The sequence below is a fragment of the Streptococcus sp. OMI870 genome (genome assembly GCF_047460295.1).
Lineage (GTDB): Bacteria > Bacillota > Bacilli > Lactobacillales > Streptococcaceae > Streptococcus.
Genome location: NZ_JASHGM010000007.1, coordinates 60,358 through 78,544, shown reverse-complemented (window position 1 = coordinate 78,544; position 18,187 = coordinate 60,358). Strand labels below are relative to the sequence as shown.

General features: G+C 41.8%; 21 protein-coding genes and 1 pseudogene. 13 read left to right on the top strand and 9 right to left on the bottom strand.

The window, feature by feature from the left end:
• Positions 1–16: 16 nt before the first annotated feature.
• The 7 genes from serS to QM968_RS10030 all read right to left on the bottom strand — a co-directional run bounded on the left by serS (position 17) and on the right by QM968_RS10030 (position 7,078).
• The gene (gene serS, locus QM968_RS10060) at positions 17–1,294 is read right to left on the bottom strand and encodes a serine--tRNA ligase (protein WP_414383800.1); all 1,278 of its coding nucleotides are present in this window, start codon (positions 1,292–1,294) and stop codon (positions 17–19) included.
• A gap of 216 nt (positions 1,295–1,510) precedes the next feature.
• Positions 1,511–1,879 (bottom strand): DUF956 family protein, encoded by a 369-nt coding sequence (locus tag QM968_RS10055; RefSeq protein WP_414383797.1) that lies wholly within the window; start codon positions 1,877–1,879, stop codon positions 1,511–1,513.
• 80 nt (positions 1,880–1,959) lie between these two features.
• The gene (locus tag QM968_RS10050; protein WP_009732289.1) at positions 1,960–2,871 is read right to left on the bottom strand and encodes a PTS system mannose/fructose/sorbose family transporter subunit IID; all 912 of its coding nucleotides are present in this window, start codon (positions 2,869–2,871) and stop codon (positions 1,960–1,962) included.
• Between the two features lie 18 nt (positions 2,872–2,889).
• The gene (locus QM968_RS10045; protein WP_414383794.1) at positions 2,890–3,693 is read right to left on the bottom strand and encodes a PTS mannose/fructose/sorbose transporter subunit IIC; all 804 of its coding nucleotides are present in this window, start codon (positions 3,691–3,693) and stop codon (positions 2,890–2,892) included.
• Positions 3,694–3,720: 27 nt separating this feature from the next.
• Positions 3,721–4,710, bottom strand: a complete 990-nt coding sequence (locus QM968_RS10040; RefSeq protein ID WP_414383791.1) for a PTS sugar transporter subunit IIB — start codon at positions 4,708–4,710, stop codon at positions 3,721–3,723.
• Between the two features lie 341 nt (positions 4,711–5,051).
• Complete coding sequence (gene adhP / locus QM968_RS10035) at positions 5,052–6,074, bottom strand: alcohol dehydrogenase AdhP (RefSeq protein ID WP_414383788.1); 1,023 nt, start codon at positions 6,072–6,074, stop codon at positions 5,052–5,054.
• Positions 6,075–6,265: 191 nt separating this feature from the next.
• Positions 6,266–7,078 (bottom strand): Cof-type HAD-IIB family hydrolase, encoded by an 813-nt coding sequence (locus tag QM968_RS10030; protein WP_414383786.1) that lies wholly within the window; start codon positions 7,076–7,078, stop codon positions 6,266–6,268.
• 175 nt (positions 7,079–7,253) lie between these two features.
• Between QM968_RS10030 and QM968_RS10025 the strand changes: the two genes are divergently transcribed.
• The 4 genes from QM968_RS10025 (at position 7,254) to brpA (ending at position 11,028) form a co-directional block, all read left to right on the top strand.
• Positions 7,254–8,675 carry an NCS2 family permease gene (locus QM968_RS10025; protein WP_414383784.1) on the top strand — a complete coding sequence of 474 codons (1,422 nt, stop codon included), beginning with the start codon at positions 7,254–7,256 and terminating at the stop codon, positions 8,673–8,675.
• Positions 8,676–8,842: 167 nt separating this feature from the next.
• The gene (gene tsaE, locus QM968_RS10020; protein WP_414326925.1) at positions 8,843–9,298 is read left to right on the top strand and encodes a tRNA (adenosine(37)-N6)-threonylcarbamoyltransferase complex ATPase subunit type 1 TsaE; all 456 of its coding nucleotides are present in this window, start codon (positions 8,843–8,845) and stop codon (positions 9,296–9,298) included.
• Entirely contained in the window at positions 9,291–9,821 is a 531-nt protein-coding gene (locus QM968_RS10015; RefSeq protein WP_414383782.1) for an N-acetyltransferase family protein, read from the top strand. Before tsaE ends, QM968_RS10015 begins: the two co-directional genes overlap by 8 nt.
• A 13-nt stretch (positions 9,822–9,834) precedes the next feature.
• Positions 9,835–11,028: a biofilm formation/cell division transcriptional regulator BrpA gene (gene brpA, locus QM968_RS10010; RefSeq protein ID WP_009732297.1), complete on the top strand. Its 1,194-nt coding sequence runs from the start codon at positions 9,835–9,837 to the stop codon at positions 11,026–11,028.
• Positions 11,029–11,049: 21 nt separating this feature from the next.
• Here the strand turns inward: brpA and QM968_RS10005 are convergent, their stop codons facing one another.
• A complete protein-coding gene (locus tag QM968_RS10005) occupies positions 11,050–11,340 on the bottom strand; it encodes a hypothetical protein (protein ID WP_298617347.1) in 291 nt (96 codons plus the stop codon).
• Between the two features lie 13 nt (positions 11,341–11,353).
• Complete coding sequence (locus QM968_RS10000; protein WP_414370233.1) at positions 11,354–11,767, bottom strand: HIT family protein; 414 nt, start codon at positions 11,765–11,767, stop codon at positions 11,354–11,356.
• A gap of 67 nt (positions 11,768–11,834) precedes the next feature.
• Between QM968_RS10000 and QM968_RS09995 the strand changes: the two genes are divergently transcribed.
• From QM968_RS09995 to QM968_RS09955, 9 genes and pseudogenes are all read left to right on the top strand, one after another.
• Positions 11,835–12,566, top strand: a complete 732-nt coding sequence (locus QM968_RS09995) for an ABC transporter ATP-binding protein (protein ID WP_009732300.1) — start codon at positions 11,835–11,837, stop codon at positions 12,564–12,566.
• Complete coding sequence (locus QM968_RS09990; RefSeq protein ID WP_009732301.1) at positions 12,563–13,618, top strand: ABC transporter permease; 1,056 nt, start codon at positions 12,563–12,565, stop codon at positions 13,616–13,618. Before QM968_RS09995 ends, QM968_RS09990 begins: the two co-directional genes overlap by 4 nt.
• Before the next feature lie 40 nt (positions 13,619–13,658).
• On the top strand, positions 13,659–14,453 hold the full coding sequence (gene ccrZ, locus QM968_RS09985) for a cell cycle regulator CcrZ (protein WP_023920250.1): 795 nt from the start codon (positions 13,659–13,661) through the stop codon (positions 14,451–14,453).
• Positions 14,450–15,085, top strand: coding sequence for a tRNA (guanosine(46)-N7)-methyltransferase TrmB (trmB, locus tag QM968_RS09980; protein ID WP_414383779.1), 636 nt, complete (start codon positions 14,450–14,452; stop codon positions 15,083–15,085). Before ccrZ ends, trmB begins: the two co-directional genes overlap by 4 nt.
• Positions 15,086–15,182: 97 nt before the next feature.
• The gene (gene rimP, locus QM968_RS09975; protein WP_414383777.1) at positions 15,183–15,662 is read left to right on the top strand and encodes a ribosome maturation factor RimP; all 480 of its coding nucleotides are present in this window, start codon (positions 15,183–15,185) and stop codon (positions 15,660–15,662) included.
• A gap of 44 nt (positions 15,663–15,706) precedes the next feature.
• Complete coding sequence (gene nusA / locus QM968_RS09970) at positions 15,707–16,849, top strand: transcription termination factor NusA (protein WP_009732305.1); 1,143 nt, start codon at positions 15,707–15,709, stop codon at positions 16,847–16,849.
• A gap of 14 nt (positions 16,850–16,863) precedes the next feature.
• Entirely contained in the window at positions 16,864–17,160 is a 297-nt protein-coding gene (gene rnpM, locus QM968_RS09965; protein WP_009732306.1) for an RNase P modulator RnpM, read from the top strand.
• Positions 17,153–17,452, top strand: a complete 300-nt coding sequence (locus QM968_RS09960; RefSeq protein ID WP_009732307.1) for a YlxQ-related RNA-binding protein — start codon at positions 17,153–17,155, stop codon at positions 17,450–17,452. The genes rnpM and QM968_RS09960 overlap by 8 nt, the downstream gene beginning before the upstream one ends.
• 16 nt (positions 17,453–17,468) lie before the next feature.
• A pseudogene (locus tag QM968_RS09955) lies at positions 17,469–18,092 on the top strand (translation initiation factor IF-2 N-terminal domain-containing protein); the annotation flags it as partial.
• Positions 18,093–18,187: the final 95 nt, after the last annotated feature.

Genomic DNA, 18,187 nt, shown 5'->3' with positions numbered 1-18,187 from the left:
TCAGTTTTTTTAAACTTTATTTTGGTGCGATAACTTCAGCGCCACCCATGTATGGACGAAGAACTTCTGGGATGGTCACAGAACCATCTTCATTTTGATAGTTTTCAAGAATAGCAGCGACGGTACGTCCAACAGCCAATCCTGAACCATTCAAAGTGTGAAGAAGTTTGACTTTACCATCGGCTTCATCACGGTAGCGGATTTGCGCGCGTCGTGCTTGGAAATCTTCTGTGTTGGAACAGCTTGAGATTTCACGGTAGGTATTTTGTGCTGGGATCCAGACTTCCAAGTCGTAAGTCTTAGCAGCTGAGAAGCCCATGTCTCCTGTTGAGAGAGCTACGACACGGTATGGCAAGTTCAACTTTTGAAGGATGTTTTCAGCGTTGGCTGTCATCTTCTCCAATTCTTCATATGACTCTTCCGGTTTAGCAAATTTAACCATTTCAACCTTGTGGAATTGGTGCAAACGAATCAAGCCACGAGTATCGCGACCAGCAGAACCAGCTTCAGAACGGAATGATGGACTCATAGCAGTAAAGTAGATTGGCAGTTCCTTACCATCAATAATTTCATCACGGTAGTAGTTGGTCAGCGGAACTTCAGCGGTTGGAATCAAGACATAGTTGGTGTCGCTGAGTTCAAAAGTATCTTCCTTGAATTTTGGATATTGACCAGTACCAAACATAGAATCGTGGTTAACCATGTAAGGAGTGATAACTTCGGTGTAGCCTTCCTTACCGTGCTCATCCAGCATAAAGTTGTAGATAGCACGTTCCAGGCGAGCTCCAAGTCCCTTATAGAAGAGGAAGCGAGCACCAGTGACTTTTCCACCACGTTCCCAGTCAAGGATGTCTAAGTCCTCACCAAGGTCCCAGTGAGCTTTTGGTTCGAAGTTAAACTCGCGAGGAGTTCCCCAACGGCGAACTTCAACATTATCGTCTTCGTCAGCCCCAATAGGAACACTGTCAGCCGGGATGTTTGGAAGGGTTGTAGTAAATTCTGTCAATTTTGCATCGATTTCAGCCAATTCTGCATCCAATGCTTTGACTTCTGCAGAGAGAGTTTGCATGGCAGCAATTTTATCATCTGCATTTTCCTTGTTGCGTTTAGCTTGGGCAATTTCAGCAGAGACAGTGTTCCGCTCAGCCTTAAGGGTCTCTACCTTGACTAAGATGTCACGACGTTTGGCATCGATCTCTTTCATCTCGTTCAAAATGGCCGCATCAACACCGCGTGTCGCTAATTTTTCAGCAACTGTATCAAAGTCTGTACGAATTCGTTTAATATCTAACATAGCTTCTCCTTTAACAAAAAACACACCTGTTACAGTGTTGGAGTGGCAGGGCCACGGTTCCATCCAACTTCACAGGTGTGCACTTGATTTGATCTTCAATTTTGATAAACGGTAGAATTTCGATTAAGTCCTCTATCTGCTCACAGCAACCACAGACTTTCTGAAAGATTTTCTTAATTTACTTATCCGTTTGCGTCTATTATACAAGAAAAGAAGCTATTTTGCAAATAGATTTTTAATTTTAGCTGTAATAGTTTGAATCAAGGTCGGCAATTTGACGATTTTATCATTTCCAAGGTGTTCGCGAGCAATTTTTAAGATTTTTCCCGAGTCTTTAGAAGCAAAGAGGAACTTGCTTTCCTTGGTATAGATTTCAAAATGGCGGCTAATTTTACGTCCGGATACATTAGCTCCGATTTGTTCAATATTCTGCCAAGGAATTTGGACGTAGTCTTCAACATTGGCATCCGCATAAAATTCAAAAGCGGCATTCCCGACTAGGATTTTTCCAACCTTTCCCCCCACTCCCAGGTAAGAAACCCCTGTAGTATGGAATTCAACGGTTTTATTCAATGATTGAGCCATGAGATCCTCCTGTATTGCTGTTCATTCCATTATATCATAATAAAAAGAAGGCCGAAACCTTCTTTTTAGTTGATCTTTGCTTACATCAAGCCCGCAACGTGTGCTAATACACCGATTACAAAGAGAGCGATGATGATGGTGATTGGAGATACTTTTTTCTTCAACAACCACATACAAGCAAAAGTAAGAAGCAATCCCATCAAACCAGGAATCAATGAATCCAAGTTTTGTTGGAAAGTCGTAACTTTTTCAGGTGTTTGAGATAGACCTGAACCAACTTGAGCGAAGGCTTCTTGAATTCCCTTGTATCCTTCAGGAAGTTTATCCCAGTGGATATATGCTTTGTCGTCTAATTTGACAGAAGAAACATTGAAGACGAATTTAATAGATACCCAACGTTCTACCAAGACAGCGAGGATGAACATCCCAAGGATAGAAGCACCTTTAGTGATGTCTTGCAAGATCCCACCAGACATATCTTTGGTAATTTCAGAACCTGCTTTGTATCCAAGTTCTTGGGTGTACCACAAGAAGGACATACGAATCGCATTCCATGCAATAAAGAAGATGAGTGGGCCAAGGATGTTACCTGTCAAGGCAAGAGATGCACCAAGAGCTCCAAGGATTGGACGAACTGTAAACCAGAAGACAGGATCTCCGATACCCGCCAAAGGTCCCATCATACCAATCTTAACCCCTTGGATAGCGGCATCATCAATCGCAGCGCCGTTTGCTTTTTCTTCTTCAAGAGCAAGGGTTACCCCGATGATTGGAGCAGCTACGTATGGGTGAGTGTTGAAGAATTCCATGTGACGCTCAAGAGCAGCAGCTTGGTCTTCTTTCTTCGTGTAAAGTTTTTTGATAGCTGGGATCAATGAGTAAGCCCAACCCAAGTTTTGCATCCGTTCATAGTTCCAAGAACCTTGCAAGAAGGTTGAACGCCACCAAACTTTTTGACGATCTGATTTAGATAATTGTAATTTTTCAGTCATGATAGTGTCACACCTTTCTTAATAGTCTTCGAGGATATCGCCGATTGGATCGTTAGAAGTAGCGGCTCCGCCACCACCATTTCCACCTTTTTTAGAAAGAGAAAGGTAGATCAAGGCAAGAGCAACACCAATCGCACCAAGGGCAATCAAGGTCAATTGGCTAACAGCTGCAAGAGCAAAACCAATGGCAAAGAATGGCCAAACCTCACGACTTGCCATCATGTTGATAACCATGGCATAACCAACGGCTACGACCATACCACCACCGATTTGCATACCGTCTGACAACCAAGCAGGCATCGCTTCAAGAGCACCTCGAACAGTGTCAGCGGGGATCATTAAAAGAAGGGCTGCAGGAATGGCGATACGAAGACCTTGAAGAAGAAGAGCTACAAAGTGAGCACGTTCTACACCTTTGATATCTCCTTTTTTAGCAGCAGCGTCGGCAGTGTGGACCAAACCAACGGAGAGAGTACGGACGATCATAGTCAAGAAAAGACCAGCAACTGCAAGTGGAATAGCGACACCTTGAGCTACAGCGATTCCTTTAGAGCTAAAGTCGCCACCAAGAACCAAGATAATCGCAGCAGCGACTGATGCAAGAGCAGCGTCGGGTGCAACTGCGGCACCAATGTTGGCCCAGCCAAGTGCAAGTAATTGAAGGGAACCACCAAGCATAACACCGGCAGTCAAGTTACCTGTTACCAAACCGATTAAGGTACAAGCAACAAGTGGTTGGTGGAATTGGAATTGGTCAAGGATACCTTCAAGACCTGCTAAGAAGGCAACAACGACCACTAATACCATAGAAATAATAGACATGTTTAAAATCCTTTCGTAAGTAATCGATTATTGAACGTTAGCTTTGTTAATTAAGTCAAACAAATCTTTCTTAGAGTCATTTGGCACTTTACGGACATCAAATTCGACTCCAAGATCACGCATTTTTTCAAATGTAGCCACATCCTCTTTGTCCATTGACAACACATTGTTGACCATGGTTTTACCAGTTGAGTGGGCCATTGAACCAACGTTCAAGGTTTTAATCGGAACACCACCCTCGATGGCACGAAGGGCATCTTGAGGTGTTTCAAACAAGATCAAAGCATGTGTTTCACCAAAGCGTGGATCTTTTGCAACGTCGATCAATTTTTGAATTGGGACAACGTTTGCTTTCACACCATTCGGTGCTGCTTGCTTGATCAACTCTTTACGGAGTTCATCTTTAGCAACTGAATCTGAAGCAACAATGATCCGATCGGCTTTTGAATCGGGTGTCCAAGCAGTTGCGACTTGTCCATGAAGCAGACGAGTGTCTAAGCGAGCAAGGTTGATCTTGAGCTTACCATCTCCAATCACTGTTCCTTCTGGAATAGCAGCTTGGGCAACAGGGGCAGCGGAAGCAGTGCTTGCTTCTTCGACTGGATTCAATTCTTCTGGAAGAGCTTTGATTCCATCTTTAGATTCTTTGATAATGTTTGCAGCGACTTTATCAACGCCGGCATTTGCATCCATCAATCGCTCTGTATAAGCTTGAATCAACATTGGAAGGTTTAATCCTGTGATGATCGCAAATTTACGATCTGGATTTTCTCCCATAACGCGACTCGCTTGGTTAAATGGAGAACCACTCCAAAGGTCAGCCAAAACCAAGACTTCATCTTCTGCATCAAATGCGGCAACAGCTGCATTAAATTTAGCATAGAGATCATCCGGGCCTTCACTTGGTATGAACGTAACCACTTGAACTTTCTCTTGATCCCCAAAGATCATCGAGCCGGATTGGTGGATTCCAGCTGCAAATTCACCGTGGCTAGCAATAATGATACCAATACTCATTATTGACATTCCTCCTTATAAAATTTGTTTGACTTTCAGTTTAAGAAAACTTTAAGCTTCTCTATTATAAACCGTTTTCACGAAAAAGTCAATGATACCGCCTTTTTGCCTAGTAGAATCAAGCAGGAAGGGTCTCTTTTGTTTTTTTGAAAAAGAGTGAAAACAACTGAAAAGCGAACATTAAGTAAAAAAATATGAATTTATTAAAGAGATTTTAGACATTTATTTCCTGAATGATTGTCAAAAACAGTAAAAAATCCTGATCATAAAATTAAGGTGTGATTAGACGGAGCAGATAAAAAAGGTTAGTCCAGGAGGGCTAACCTTGAAGGAAAATATTCTTAATGTGTGAAATCAAGTACCATACGTCCTTGAATGGTTCCAGCTTCCATTTCGTCAAAAACTTTAACCGCATCTTCTACTGGGCGTTTTTGAACGACTGGCACTACCAAACCTTCTGCACCAAATTGGAAGGCTTCTTCCAAGTCTTTACGAGTTCCTACTAGAGAACCGATAACTTGGATACCATCTAATACAGTTTTCACAATGCTGAGATCCATCATTTCTGAAGGAAGTCCAACTGCGACAACGCGACCACCAGCACGAACAGAATCTACTGCTTGGTTGAAGGCAACTTTAGAGACAGCAGTTACGACAGCAGAGTGAGCGCCACCATTTGTTTGTTCTTTGATCAATCCTGGAACATCTTCTACTTCACGACCGTTGATAACAAAGTCTGCGCCAACTTCTTTCGCCAATTCAAGTTTGTCGTTGTTGATATCGACAGCGATGACATGAGCGTTGAAGACTTTTTTGGCATATTGAACAGCCAAGTTTCCTAGTCCTCCAGCACCGTAGATGACAATCCATTGGCCTGGCTCAGCTTTGGCTTCTTTGATGGCTTTGTAAGTTGTAACCCCGGCACAGGTAATAGAAGAAGCTTGTGCTGGATCTAATCCTTCTGGTACTTTCACTGCGTAATCTGCAGTAACGATACATTGTTCAGCCATTCCTCCATCAACAGAGTAACCAGCATTTTTTACAGTACGGCAAAGTGTTTCACGACCAGTCGTACAGTATTCACAAGTTCCACATCCTTCGAAGAACCAAGCAACACTGACACGATCCCCAACTTTTAAGCTTGTCACATCTGGAGCAAGTTCTTTTACGACTCCAATTCCTTCGTGCCCAAGTACACGGCCTGGTACTTTACCGAAGTCTCCGTGAGCAACGTGCAAGTCCGTGTGGCAGACACCACAGTACTCAATTTGAACAAGTGCTTCCCCTGATTCCAATGGACGCATATCCTTGTTTGCAACGATTTCAACACCAGTACTTTCTGGATTTACAACAACAGCTTTCATTTTGTTCCTCCTTAAGTGAACGAGAAGTGATTTAGAATTTTTGAAAACGCTTCTCAAATAACTATGTTAATAATATCACAATCATATCTATTGAACAATAAAAATATGGAAAAAAAGGCGGGGATTGATTAACCGATTAAGGATATAGGTTGCAAAAAAGACATGAGATGCTCTCCTCATGTCCATTCGTATTATAAGAATAATTGAATCAATTGGCGTGCGACACCATCCTCATTATTGGTGAAATCTGTGACGGAATCCGCATAAGGAATCAGGACAGAGCTCGCGTTTTTCATAGCATAACCATGACCAGCAAGAGCTAGCATCTCAGTATCATTGTGCTCATCTCCAAAAGCAATCAAATCTTTCTGATCCATATTGAGTTTATCTAAAAGGTAAGTCAGAGCGGATGCTTTGGTCACATTTTTGGGATTGCATTCCAGAATATTTAAGGGACCACCCCAGGTATTGATAGAAAGATTGTAGTCATAGTGTCGATTCATTTCATCTGCTAGAGCATATTTGTCCTCTGCTTGTGTTTGAAAGAGGATACAGTTTGGATCGGTCGTTACTCGTTCTGGATTGAATTGGTTTTCTGGTTGGAAGGCATCAATTCCGAATAATTTAGGATCTGCAACTTGCTCATTAGGATCGGTAATGAAGAATTTATTACGGTATTCACCAGCGATAAAGTCTGCTTGAATAGTATCACGATTGGCAACCATATCTAGGAGGTATTTTTTATCTAAGGTTAAACATTGTTCATCTGCCCATTTTTTCTCAGGCAGATGGGTTAGAGAGCCATTGAAATTGATCATTGGAGTATCAAGTTCTAGTTGTTTGTAATAGGTATGGGCCATGCGGTAAGGACGACCAGTCGTAATAATAACTTTGTGGCCAAGGGCGCTAATTTTTTTAATGGTATCAATCGTAAAGTCGCTCAATTTGCTTTCGGAATTCAAGAGGGTTCCGTCTAGATCCAGAGCGATCATCTTTTTATGCATATTTCAGTTCCTTTCGAGAAGAATGAGACCATTATATCAGAAAAATCGGAAAAGCGCTCAAAAATCGAGAAGAGAAGCGGGATTTCTTGAAAGACGAAAGATCTTTTGGTAGAATAGATATAACGTTCGCAAATTGATTGGGAACGAGAATGATGAAAAAGGAGTTTATTCTGAAATGGATAAGTTTTTTAAACTTTCAGAACATGGAACCACTGTTCGGACAGAGGTTCTTGCTGGTCTGACAACCTTTTTTGCGATGAGTTATATCCTCTTCGTAAATCCGCAAATGTTGTCACAAACAGGTATGCCAGCTCAAGGGGTCTTTCTTGCAACGATTATTGGATCTGTTGTCGGAACCTTGATGATGGCTTTTTATGCCAATTTACCGTATGCACAAGCCCCAGGAATGGGCTTGAATGCCTTCTTTACCTTTACCGTTGTATTTGGTATGGGCTACTCATGGCAGGAAGCTTTGGGAATGGTCTTCATTTGTGGTGTGATTTCATTAATTATCACATTGACAAATGTTCGGAAGATGATCATCGAATCGATTCCGACAGCCCTACGCTCTGCTATTTCAGCTGGGATTGGGATTTTTTTGGCCTACGTTGGGATCAAGAATGCAGGATTTTTGAAATTTACGATTGACCCTCATACCTATACAGTGGTCGGAGAAGGAGCAGATAAGGCGAATGCAACGATCTCAGCCAATGCATCTGCTGTTCCTGGTTTGGTTGATTTTAATAATCCAGCCGTCCTCTTGGCCCTTATTGGTCTTGCGATTACCATTTTCTTTGTTGTCAAAGGGATTAAGGGAGGGATTATCCTTTCCATCTTAGTGACGACGGTTCTTGGAATTCTAATCCATGTTGTTGATATCAGCAAAATCGACTTTGCAAGTAACCATCTAGGAGCTGCCTTTAATGATTTAGGCACGATCTTTGGTCAAGCTTTAGGATCTAAAGGATTGGGTTCGTTGATTTCCAATACGTCTCGTTTGCCTGAAACCTTAATGGCAATCTTAGCCTTCTCCTTGACCGATATTTTTGATACCATCGGGACCTTGATCGGTACTGGTGAAAAAGTAGGGATTGTTGCAACAAATGGTGAAAATCATCAATCAGCGAAATTGGATAAAGCTCTCTATTCTGACCTCGTAGCGACTTCAGTCGGAGCCATTGCAGGGACATCGAATGTAACGACCTATGTTGAATCTGCAGCCGGTATTGGAGCGGGTGGACGAACTGGTCTGACAGCCTTGGTTGTAGCGATCTGTTTTGCTATTTCAAGTCTCTTTAGTCCATTGCTAGCGATTGTACCGACAGCAGCTACAGCACCAATTTTGATTGTTGTGGGAATCATGATGTTGAGTGGTTTGAAAAATATCCATTGGGAAGATATGTCAGAGGCCGTTCCTGCCTTCTTCACTTCTATCTTTATGGGCTTCAGCTACTCGATTACTCAAGGGATCGCTGCTGGATTTATCACCTATAGCTTGGTGAAAGTGGTTAAAGGACAAGCCAAAGAAGTGCACAGCATGATTTGGATCTTGGATGTTCTCTTTATTTTGAACTATATTAGTATGGCCTTGCATTAATCAAGGGGGAAACAAAAAGGAATGAGTGCAATTCACTGCTCTCATTCTTTTTTTTGTTGGCCAGTAGTCTAGAAGGAATCCTAATCCTTCTCTTTCAAAAGGAATTCTTAGGCGGACAATTTCTAAAAGAAAGAGCAGAATTTTAAAAAGTTTGGTATAATAGAAAAATGATTAGTCACAATGAAACAGAGCTGATCGCTCTAGGAGAACAGTTGGGAAAACTGTTAGAAAAACAGGATGTGATCATCCTATCGGGTGATTTGGGGGCTGGGAAAACTACCTTTACCAAGGGAATTGCAAAAGGTTTAGGGATTGATCAGATGATTAAAAGTCCTACCTATACCATCGTTCGGGAATATGAAGGACGTCTGCCTCTCTATCATTTGGATGTTTACCGAATTGGGAATGATCCAGATTCCATTGACTTAGATGATTTTCTGTTTGGAGAGGGTGCTACCATTATTGAATGGGGAGAGCTGATTGAACCCAGTCTTTCGGATGCTTATTTGAAAATTTTTATCCGAAAATTGGAAGATGGGCGAGAGTTGGAATTCGAAGCTCATGGAGCGCGCGCAGAGGCTTTGGTAGCATCCTTTGAGCAAGCGGGAGATACAGATGCCTAAGGAGAAAGAAGTTACATTAGAGATTCGACAAGCTGAAACGACAGACGCGACTCTCCTTGTTGATTTCTTAAATCAAGTTGGTAAAGAGTCCGATTATATGACCTTGGATGAAGCTGGTATTGGCATGTCCCCAACTGATATGGCACAATTTCTGCTGCTACAAGAGACGGCGGTTAACCGGATTTGTCTCTTATTATTTGTAGACCAAACACTAGCCGGCTTGTTAAATATCACAGCTGCTCCCCAACGGTCTGTTCAGCATATTGGTGATGTCTTTATTGTGATTCAGAGAGCTTATTGGAATCAGGGGCTTGGACAGATCTTGTTAGAAGAAGGAATCGAGTGGGCTCACTCGACTGGCATTCTTCGAAAATTGGTCCTAAATGTGCAAGTCCGCAACGAACGAGCGGTTCATCTGTATAAAAAGCTAGGATTTGAGATAGAAGGTTGCCAAGCTCGCGGAGCATGTTCAGCTGAAGGAGAATTTTTAGAGGTTTACCTCATGGGAAAACTGATAGATTAAAGAGAGATTCTATATGGTAAAAAAAATTATTTTAATGTTTTTGAGTTTATTGGCGGTAACGGTGATTGGAATTGGAGCCTATGGTTTGACCATTCTCAATCAGACGACAGGAACCCTCAGTAAGACTTATAAGAGCTTTGGAAATGAGACCAATGTCATTGCGGAAAATAAGCCGATGACCATCCTTTTGATGGGGGTTGATACAGGAAGCGGTTCTCGGGAAGATCCTTGGGCTGGAAATAGTGATACCATGATTTTGGTAACCGTCAATCCTCAAACAAAGGAAACGACCATGACCAGCTTGGAAAGAGATATTCTGACCAATATTACTTCTGATGGTGAAACTGTCCAAGCGAAATTGAATTCAGCCTATGCTCAAGGTGGAGCTAAGTTAGCTATTAAGACGATTCAGGATCTTTTGGATATCCATATTGATCGTTATGTCATGATCAATATGAAGGGACTGGTTCAATTAGTGGATAAGGTTGGTGGCATTACGGTTAACAATCCATTTGATTTTGATATTTCCATCGAAGAAAATGAGCCTGAATATACAGCAAAGATTGCACCAGGACGGCAGGAGATTAATGGAGATCAAGCGCTCGTTTATTCACGGATGCGCTACCAGGACCCAGATGGAGACTATGGACGTCAAAAACGCCAACGAGAAGTGATCAAAAAGATCGTCGAGAAAGTCTTAAGTCTCAATAGTTTGAGCCACTATAAAGGCATCATTGACTCTGTTAGTGACAATATGCAAACGAATATTGCTCTCGATAGCAATAGTTTGCTTCAATTATTGGGTTACCGAGATGCGCTTTCGAACATTCATCAGTACCAATTAAAAGGAGAAGATGCGACCTTGGCAGATGGTGGAAGTTATCAGATTGTAACCTCTAAACATCTCTTGAAAATTCAAAATATTATCCGCAAAGCCTTGGGAAAGAAAGAGATTAAGACACTGAAAACCAATGCATATCTAATGGATGGAGACGAAGATTTAAAGAATTCTTCTTCTTCTCAAAATGAAAACCCAGCAGCTTCTGAGGAAGCTCCAGTTTACCAAGAGTTTAATCAACTACCAGTTCTACCATCGAGTCAGGATACAGGAGTGGTGACGCCCCAAAGTTCTGTTCCACCGGTAACGCCCGTTGCCCCTGCGGCCACAGAGTCTAGCGCCCTTACACCTGCGTTACCATCAGAATAAGACAAAAACGATTGAGTTTTCTCAATCGTTTTTGTTTGGATTCCATGTGTCCTGAATTTCCTTTAGGGAAGCACTTGCTTGCTGGCTAAAGAGCCTGGTCTTATATTGGAAGTCTGTTACTAATTCTTGAAGAATGGATTTTTGGTCTTGGATAATTTCCAGGTTGCGTTGGATTTTTGCTAAGTTTTCTTGCATCCCCTTGACCAATTGGTGGGATTCAGTCACTTCTGTTTTGATTGTTTGACGATTTTTTACCAGGTGGTAGCTAATGCTGGCTCCTGTTGCAAACCAAAAGAGATTTTTGAGTTTCATATGGTCTCCTTATTTAGCTGTTTTGGATTTTATCTGCGAGCGTGGCCAGCTGGTCAAAATTCGGCTCATGCTCGGTAAATGAGATAGCAAGCTCATCTTGGTCAGAATAGCGGGGGATGATATGGATATGGGTGTGAAATACAGTCTGTCCAGAAACTTCTTCCATGTTACTAATGATATTCATTCCCTTGGCTTGGGTAGCAGTTGCTACTTTTTTAGCAACTTTAGAGACACGTGCAAATAGTTGAGCTGTGGCGGTTTCGTCCATCTCTAGGAGGTTGCGAGCGTGTTTCTTTGGAACCACTAAAGTATGACCAGGAGTAACTTGAGAGATGTCTAAAAATGCGAGGACCTCCTCATCTTCATAGGCTTTGGATGAAGGAATGTCACCAGCTATAATCTTACAAAAAATACAATCGTCAACCATAAATACACCTCATTTAGACTAAATTTTGTTATAATATAAGAACATTATACCAGAAATCGGAGAAAATATGTTAGAAATCAATAAGTTGACAGGGGGCTATGTCAACATCCCTGTCCTGAAAGAGGTGAGCTTTTCGGTTCCCGATGGGCAACTGATTGGTTTAATTGGGCTAAATGGAGCTGGAAAGTCAACCACGATTAATGAAATTATTGGTCTCCTGCATCCATATGCTGGGGAAGTGCGGATTGATGGCCTTAGTCTGCCAGAAGCTCCGACTGAATATCGGAAGAAAATCGGTTATATTCCAGAAACACCAAGTCTTTATGAGGAATTAACCCTGAGGGAGCATATCGAAACCGTAAGCCTCGCCTATGATTTAGACATAGATCAAGTCATGGTGCGCGTCCAGCCTTTGTTGGAACGATTTCGTTTGGCTGAAAAATTAGATTGGTTCCCGACCCATTTTTCAAAGGGGATGAAGCAGAAGGTCATGATCATTTGCGCCTATGCAGTGGATCCAAGTCTTTATATTGTCGATGAACCCTTTTTGGGATTGGATCCTGTTGCAATTGCAGATTTGATTCAATTATTGGCAGATGAAAAGGCAAAAGGAAAATCAATTTTGATGAGTACCCACGTTCTGGATTCGGCTGAAAAGATGTGTGATGGGTTTGTGATCCTCCATAAGGGTCAGGTCCGAGCACAAGGGACCTTAGATGAGCTGCGTTCAACTTTTGGGGATGAGAAAGCAAGTCTAAATGATATCTACATGACCTTGACAGAAGAGGAAACAGCATGAAAGAGTTGATGAAAAAACGGCAACAAACGTTTCGAACTCAATGTGTAAAATACAGTCGCTATGTTCTCAATGATCATTTCGTCCTCTTTATGCTCATTTTTATAGGATTTTTAGCAGTTCAATACAGCAAATTCTTGCAAGAACTACCCAAAGATCCGAGCCTGATCCGCTGGAGTCTCTTGCTTGGTTTGCTCTTCTTGGTACCGATTGGCTCTATTGCGACCTACCTAGAGAAGCCAGATGCGTTATTTCTTTTAGTGAAAGAAGAGGAAATAAAAAATCATATCAAGGGGCAGGTTAAGAAGTCTTTTGTATTGTGGCTTTTGATTCAAAGCTTTGTCCTCATATTATTCATCCCCCTTTTTCTTGCAACGGGGATGAATGCACTGGGAATAGTGGCTTACGTTTTTATTTTAGGGGTAGCTAAAGGGCTTGTCTTTAGCTGGAAAGCTAAACGTTTCTATCAGGATGGCAATCTAAATTGGATCTGGACCATTGCTCGTGAGAATGCAAGGAAACAAATGATTCTTCGCTTTTTTGCCCTGTTTACAACGGTGAAAGGGATCACGAATAGTGTCAAAAGAAGAGCCTACTTGGATCGCTTCTTGGCCCTACTTCCTAAAACACATGGGAATACTTGGCTTCACTTGTATATGCGCTCCTTCCTACGTAACGGTGATCTTTTCTCCATGACACTACGACTTTTGCTTCTGTCGATTCTTGCTATGGTCTTTATTCCTCAACCTCTAGTGGTGATCGCTCTTGTAGCCTTGCTCAATTACTTGATCATTTTTCAATTGTTGGGCCTTTATAGTGCTTTTGATTACCAACCCTTGACCCTTCTTTTTCCAATGAAAAAAGGAAGTAAAAAGGCAGGATTGAACAAAACAATTCGCTTGTTAATGGGGATTGTAACAGTGATAGAAGGGGTGATTGGGTTGGTCTTTATGTCAGATAAAGTCTTGTTGCTGGGCTTATTAGCTTATACACTTGCATTAACCATGATCTACCTTCCATTTAAGATGGCGCGCTTGGTTGACGAAAGTCGTTAAAATTAGTAAAATAGATTGGAAACTTTTTACGGAGGAAAAGATGGACTCGAATGAAAAAGAGCTAAGCCTCACCCCAATTCCTGGGAAGAGTGGGAAGGCCTACATGGGGACCTACCCAGATGGTGGGCGCGTTTTTGTAAAAATGAATACGACCCCAATCCTTGCGGGTCTAGCAAAAGAACAGATTGCTCCTCAATTGCTATGGAGTCGACGTTTGCCAGATGGAAATGTGATGAGTGCCCAAGAATGGTTGAATGGGGAGATTCTCACGCCAAATGGAATGTCAAAAAAACAAGTGGTCAATATTTTAACGAGATTGCACCGTTCTAGACCTTTGATGACTCAATTAAAGAAACTTGGGTATCCGGTGGAATCTCCTTTAGAGTTGCTCAATTCTTGGAGTAACCGGTTGCCAATTGCCCTACGTCAGAACCACTACATCCAATCAGTCGTAAAGAATTTACGTAAGACAGTGCCAGCCTTTCGGGAGGATTATGCGACGATCGTCCATGGGGATGTCCGTCATAGTAACTGGATTGAGACAGAGAGTGGCTTGATTTATCTAGTCGATTGGGATTCCGTTCGTTTAACTGACAGGATGTTGGATGTGGCACATATCTTGAGTCACTATATTCCAGATTCTAATTGGCGTGATTGGTTAGGTTATTATGGTTACAAGTATAACCAAAAGGTCTTTGACAAACTCTATTGGTTTGGTCAATATTCTTTTTTGTGGCAAATTGCTAAATACTATGAAAACAATGATCTAGAAAATGTCAATCGCGAGATCTATGCTCTGCGCAATTTCCGGTTGAAATATGGAAAGGAAATATGAGAGTTAGAAATCGTAAAGGAGCAACAGAACTACTAGAAGCCAATCCACAATATGTGATCTTAAATCCAGAAGATGCTAAGGGAAAGTGGCATAAGATTTTCGGGAATGATCATCCGATCCATATTGAGGTAGGAAGTGGAAAAGGTGCTTTTATCACCGGGATGGCTAAGGCTAATCCAGAGATCAACTACATTGGGATCGATATCCAAAAATCAGTTTTGAGCTATGCTTTAGATAAAGTTCTGGAAGCTGATGTTCCCAATATTAAATTACTTTGGGTAGATGGGGATAGCTTGACTAACTATTTTGAAGACGGAGAAATTGATCAGCTCTATCTGAATTTTTCAGATCCATGGCCAAAGAAACGTCATGAGAAGCGTCGCTTGACATACAAGAGCTTCCTTGATACCTTTAAGCAAATTCTTCCGGAACACGGAGAGATTCACTTTAAAACAGACAACCGAGGTTTGTTTGAATACAGTTTGGTAAGCTTCTCGCAATATGGGATGACTTTGAAGGGAGTCTGGTTAGACCTTCATGCTAGCGATTTTGAGGGGAATGTGATGACCGAATACGAGAAGAAGTTCTCCAGCAAAGGACAGGTCATTTACCGTGTGGAAGCACAGTTTTAGCATATTCCTTGCAATCATTGGGGAATCGTGTTATAATACTTTAAATGAATAGAAAAGGAGAGGCGGGGAAATATCTTCGCCTCTTATCTATGAGGAGGTGGCAACCATCGCAACGATTGTTGACTTAGTAACAGAAGTGATTCAGCCAGCTATCAAGGAACCATTTGAATTGGTCGATGTTGAATATGGCAAAATGGGTGGTGACTACGTCTTAAGCATTTTCGTAGACAAACCAGAAGGAATCACACTGAATGATACAGCGGATTTGACAGAAATCATTAGCCCACTATTGGATCAAATCAAACCAGACCCATTTCCAGAACAGTACTTTTTAGAAGTCACCAGTCCTGGCTTGGAGAGACCTTTGAAAACCAAGGTAGCACTCGAGGGAGCTATTGGTAAGTATGTCAATATCAGCTTGTATAAGGCTATTGAAAAGCAAAAGGTCTTTGAGGGGAACTTGGTAGGTTTTGAAGAGGATGTTTTGACCATTGAGTATATGGATAAAACACGGAAAAAAACAGTGGATATTCCTTATAACCTTGTATCCAAAGCAAGGTTGGCTGTAAAATTGTAACAGAATGAAAGAAAGGATGCCTTTATAGAAGAGGCAAGAAAAACATGAGTAAAGAAATGCTAGAAGCCTTCCGCATTTTGGAAGAAGACAAAGGGATCAAAAAAGAAGATATCATCGAAGCGGTCACAGAATCATTACGTTCAGCTTATCGCCGTCGTTATGGACAAGCAGAAAGTGCAGCGATTGAATTCAATGAAAAAACTGGAGATTTCCGTGTTTATACAGTTCGTGAAGTAGTGGATGAAGTCTTTGATAGCCGCTTAGAAATCAGCTTGAAGGATGCCTTGGCCATTAGCTCTGCTTATGAGTTGGGAGATAAGATCAAGTTTGAAGAAGCACCAGCTGAATTCGGTCGAGTAGCAGCTCAATCAGCCAAACAAACCATCATGGAAAAAATGCGCAAGCAAACACGCACCATCACCTATAACACTTATAAAGAGCATGAAAATGAAATTATGAGTGGAACGGTAGAGCGCTTTGACAATCGCTTTATCTATGTCAATCTTGGTTCGATCGAAGCTCAATTGTCTAAACAGGACCAAATTCCAGGGGAAGTCTTCCAATCTCATGATCGCATCGAAGTATTCGTCTACAAAGTAGAAGACAATCCTCGTGGGGTGAATGTCTTTGTTAGCCGGAGCCATCCAGAAATGATCAAACGTTTGATGGAGCAAGAAATTCCTGAAGTTTACGATGGAACGGTTGAAATCATGAGTGTGGCGCGTGAAGCTGGTGACCGGACTAAGGTGGCTGTTCGTAGCCATAATCCAAACGTAGATGCGATTGGGACCATCGTTGGTCGCGGTGGATCGAATATTAAAAAGATTACCAGCAAGTTCCATCCAGCACGCTATGATCAAAAATTGGACCGTATGGTTCCTACAGAAGAAAACATCGATGTGATTGAGTGGGTTCCAGATCCAGCTGAATTTATCTACAATGCGATTGCTCCTGCAGAAGTGGACCAAGTTATCTTTGATGATGAAGACAGCAAACATGCTCTCGTTGTGGTTCCAGATAACAAGTTATCTCTTGCCATTGGTCGTCGTGGGCAAAACGTTCGTTTAGCAGCTCATTTGACCGGTTACCGTATCGATATCAAATCTGCTAGTGAGTTTGAAGAAATGGAAGCAGCTCAAGAAACTTTTGAAGACCAAGTAGAAAGTAGTCAAGAGCAAGTCGATTAAGAGAGGGAGGGAACATGGTAAAAACAAGAAAAATCCCTTTAAGAAAATCGGTCGTTTCAAATGAAATTATTGATAAGCGTGATTTGCTTCGAATTGTTAAAAACAAAGAGGGGCATGTCTTTATCGATCCGACTGGCAAAGCCAATGGTCGAGGCGCTTATATTAAATTAGATAATGAAGAAGCGGCCCTTGCTAAGAAAAAGAAAGCTTTTAATCGTAGCTTTAATATGGAAGTGGAAGAAGCTTTCTATGATGAATTGATCGCTTACGTAGATCATAAGGTGAAGAGAAGAGAGTTAGGCCTTGAATAAGCAAAAGTTGAGCAATCTGTTGGGCCTAGCGCAAAGAGCAGGAAAGCTTATTTCTGGAGAAGAACTCGTGATTAAAGCGATCCAGGAAGGCAAAGCAAAATTAGTTTTCCTTGCAAATGATGCTGCTAGCAATCTGACAAAGAAGGTGACGGATAAGGGTCACTATTATGAGGTTCAAGTATCTACCGTGTTTTCAACACTAGAATTAAGCACTGCAATTGGACGTGCCCGGAAGGTCGTCGCAGTTGTAGATGCTGGATTTTCAAAGAAAATGAGGTCTCTTATGGAATAGAAGAGGAGGACAGCAATTGTCTAAGAAAAGATTATACGAAATTGCCAAAGAATTGGGCAAGGAAAGTAAAGAAGTCGTCACTCGTGCGAAAGAGTTAGGTTTTGACGTTAAGAGTCATGCATCTAGTGTCGATACGGATGCTGCTGAAAAGTTAATGAAGAGCTTTGCAGCAAAAAAAGAAACAGTCGAAAAGAAAGTAGCAGAGGTGGCTGCCAAGGCAACGGCTGTCGTAGAAAAAAAAGAAGCAGTACCGGTCAAAAACCAAGAAAAAACTGAGACAAAATTAGAAACACCAAACCCAGTTGCGAAACCAAAAAGTCGTAACTTTAAAGCGGAACGCGAAGCCCGTGCAAAAGAGCAGGCGGAACGTCGTCAACAACAAGGAAATCGACCTAAGAAACAACAAAACGACCGTCGGGATGGGGATCGTTTTCAAAATCGTAATGAGCGAAAAAATCAAGGAAATGACCGCCGGAACCAAGGGAATGATCGTCGCCGTGACCAAGCTGGAAACGGTCAAGGACGTCCAAATCCTGTAAATGGCGCTCCGAAAATTGATTTCAAAGCTCGTGCAGCAGCATTAAAAGCAGAACAAAATGCAGAGTATGCACGTGGAAGTGAAGATCGGTATAAACAACAAGCTGCTAAAGCAGAACAAGAACGTCAACAGCGCCGGAAGCGAGTAGAAGTACCAGAAGTGAAAGCTCCTGTACAAGAGAAAACTGTTGAAAATCT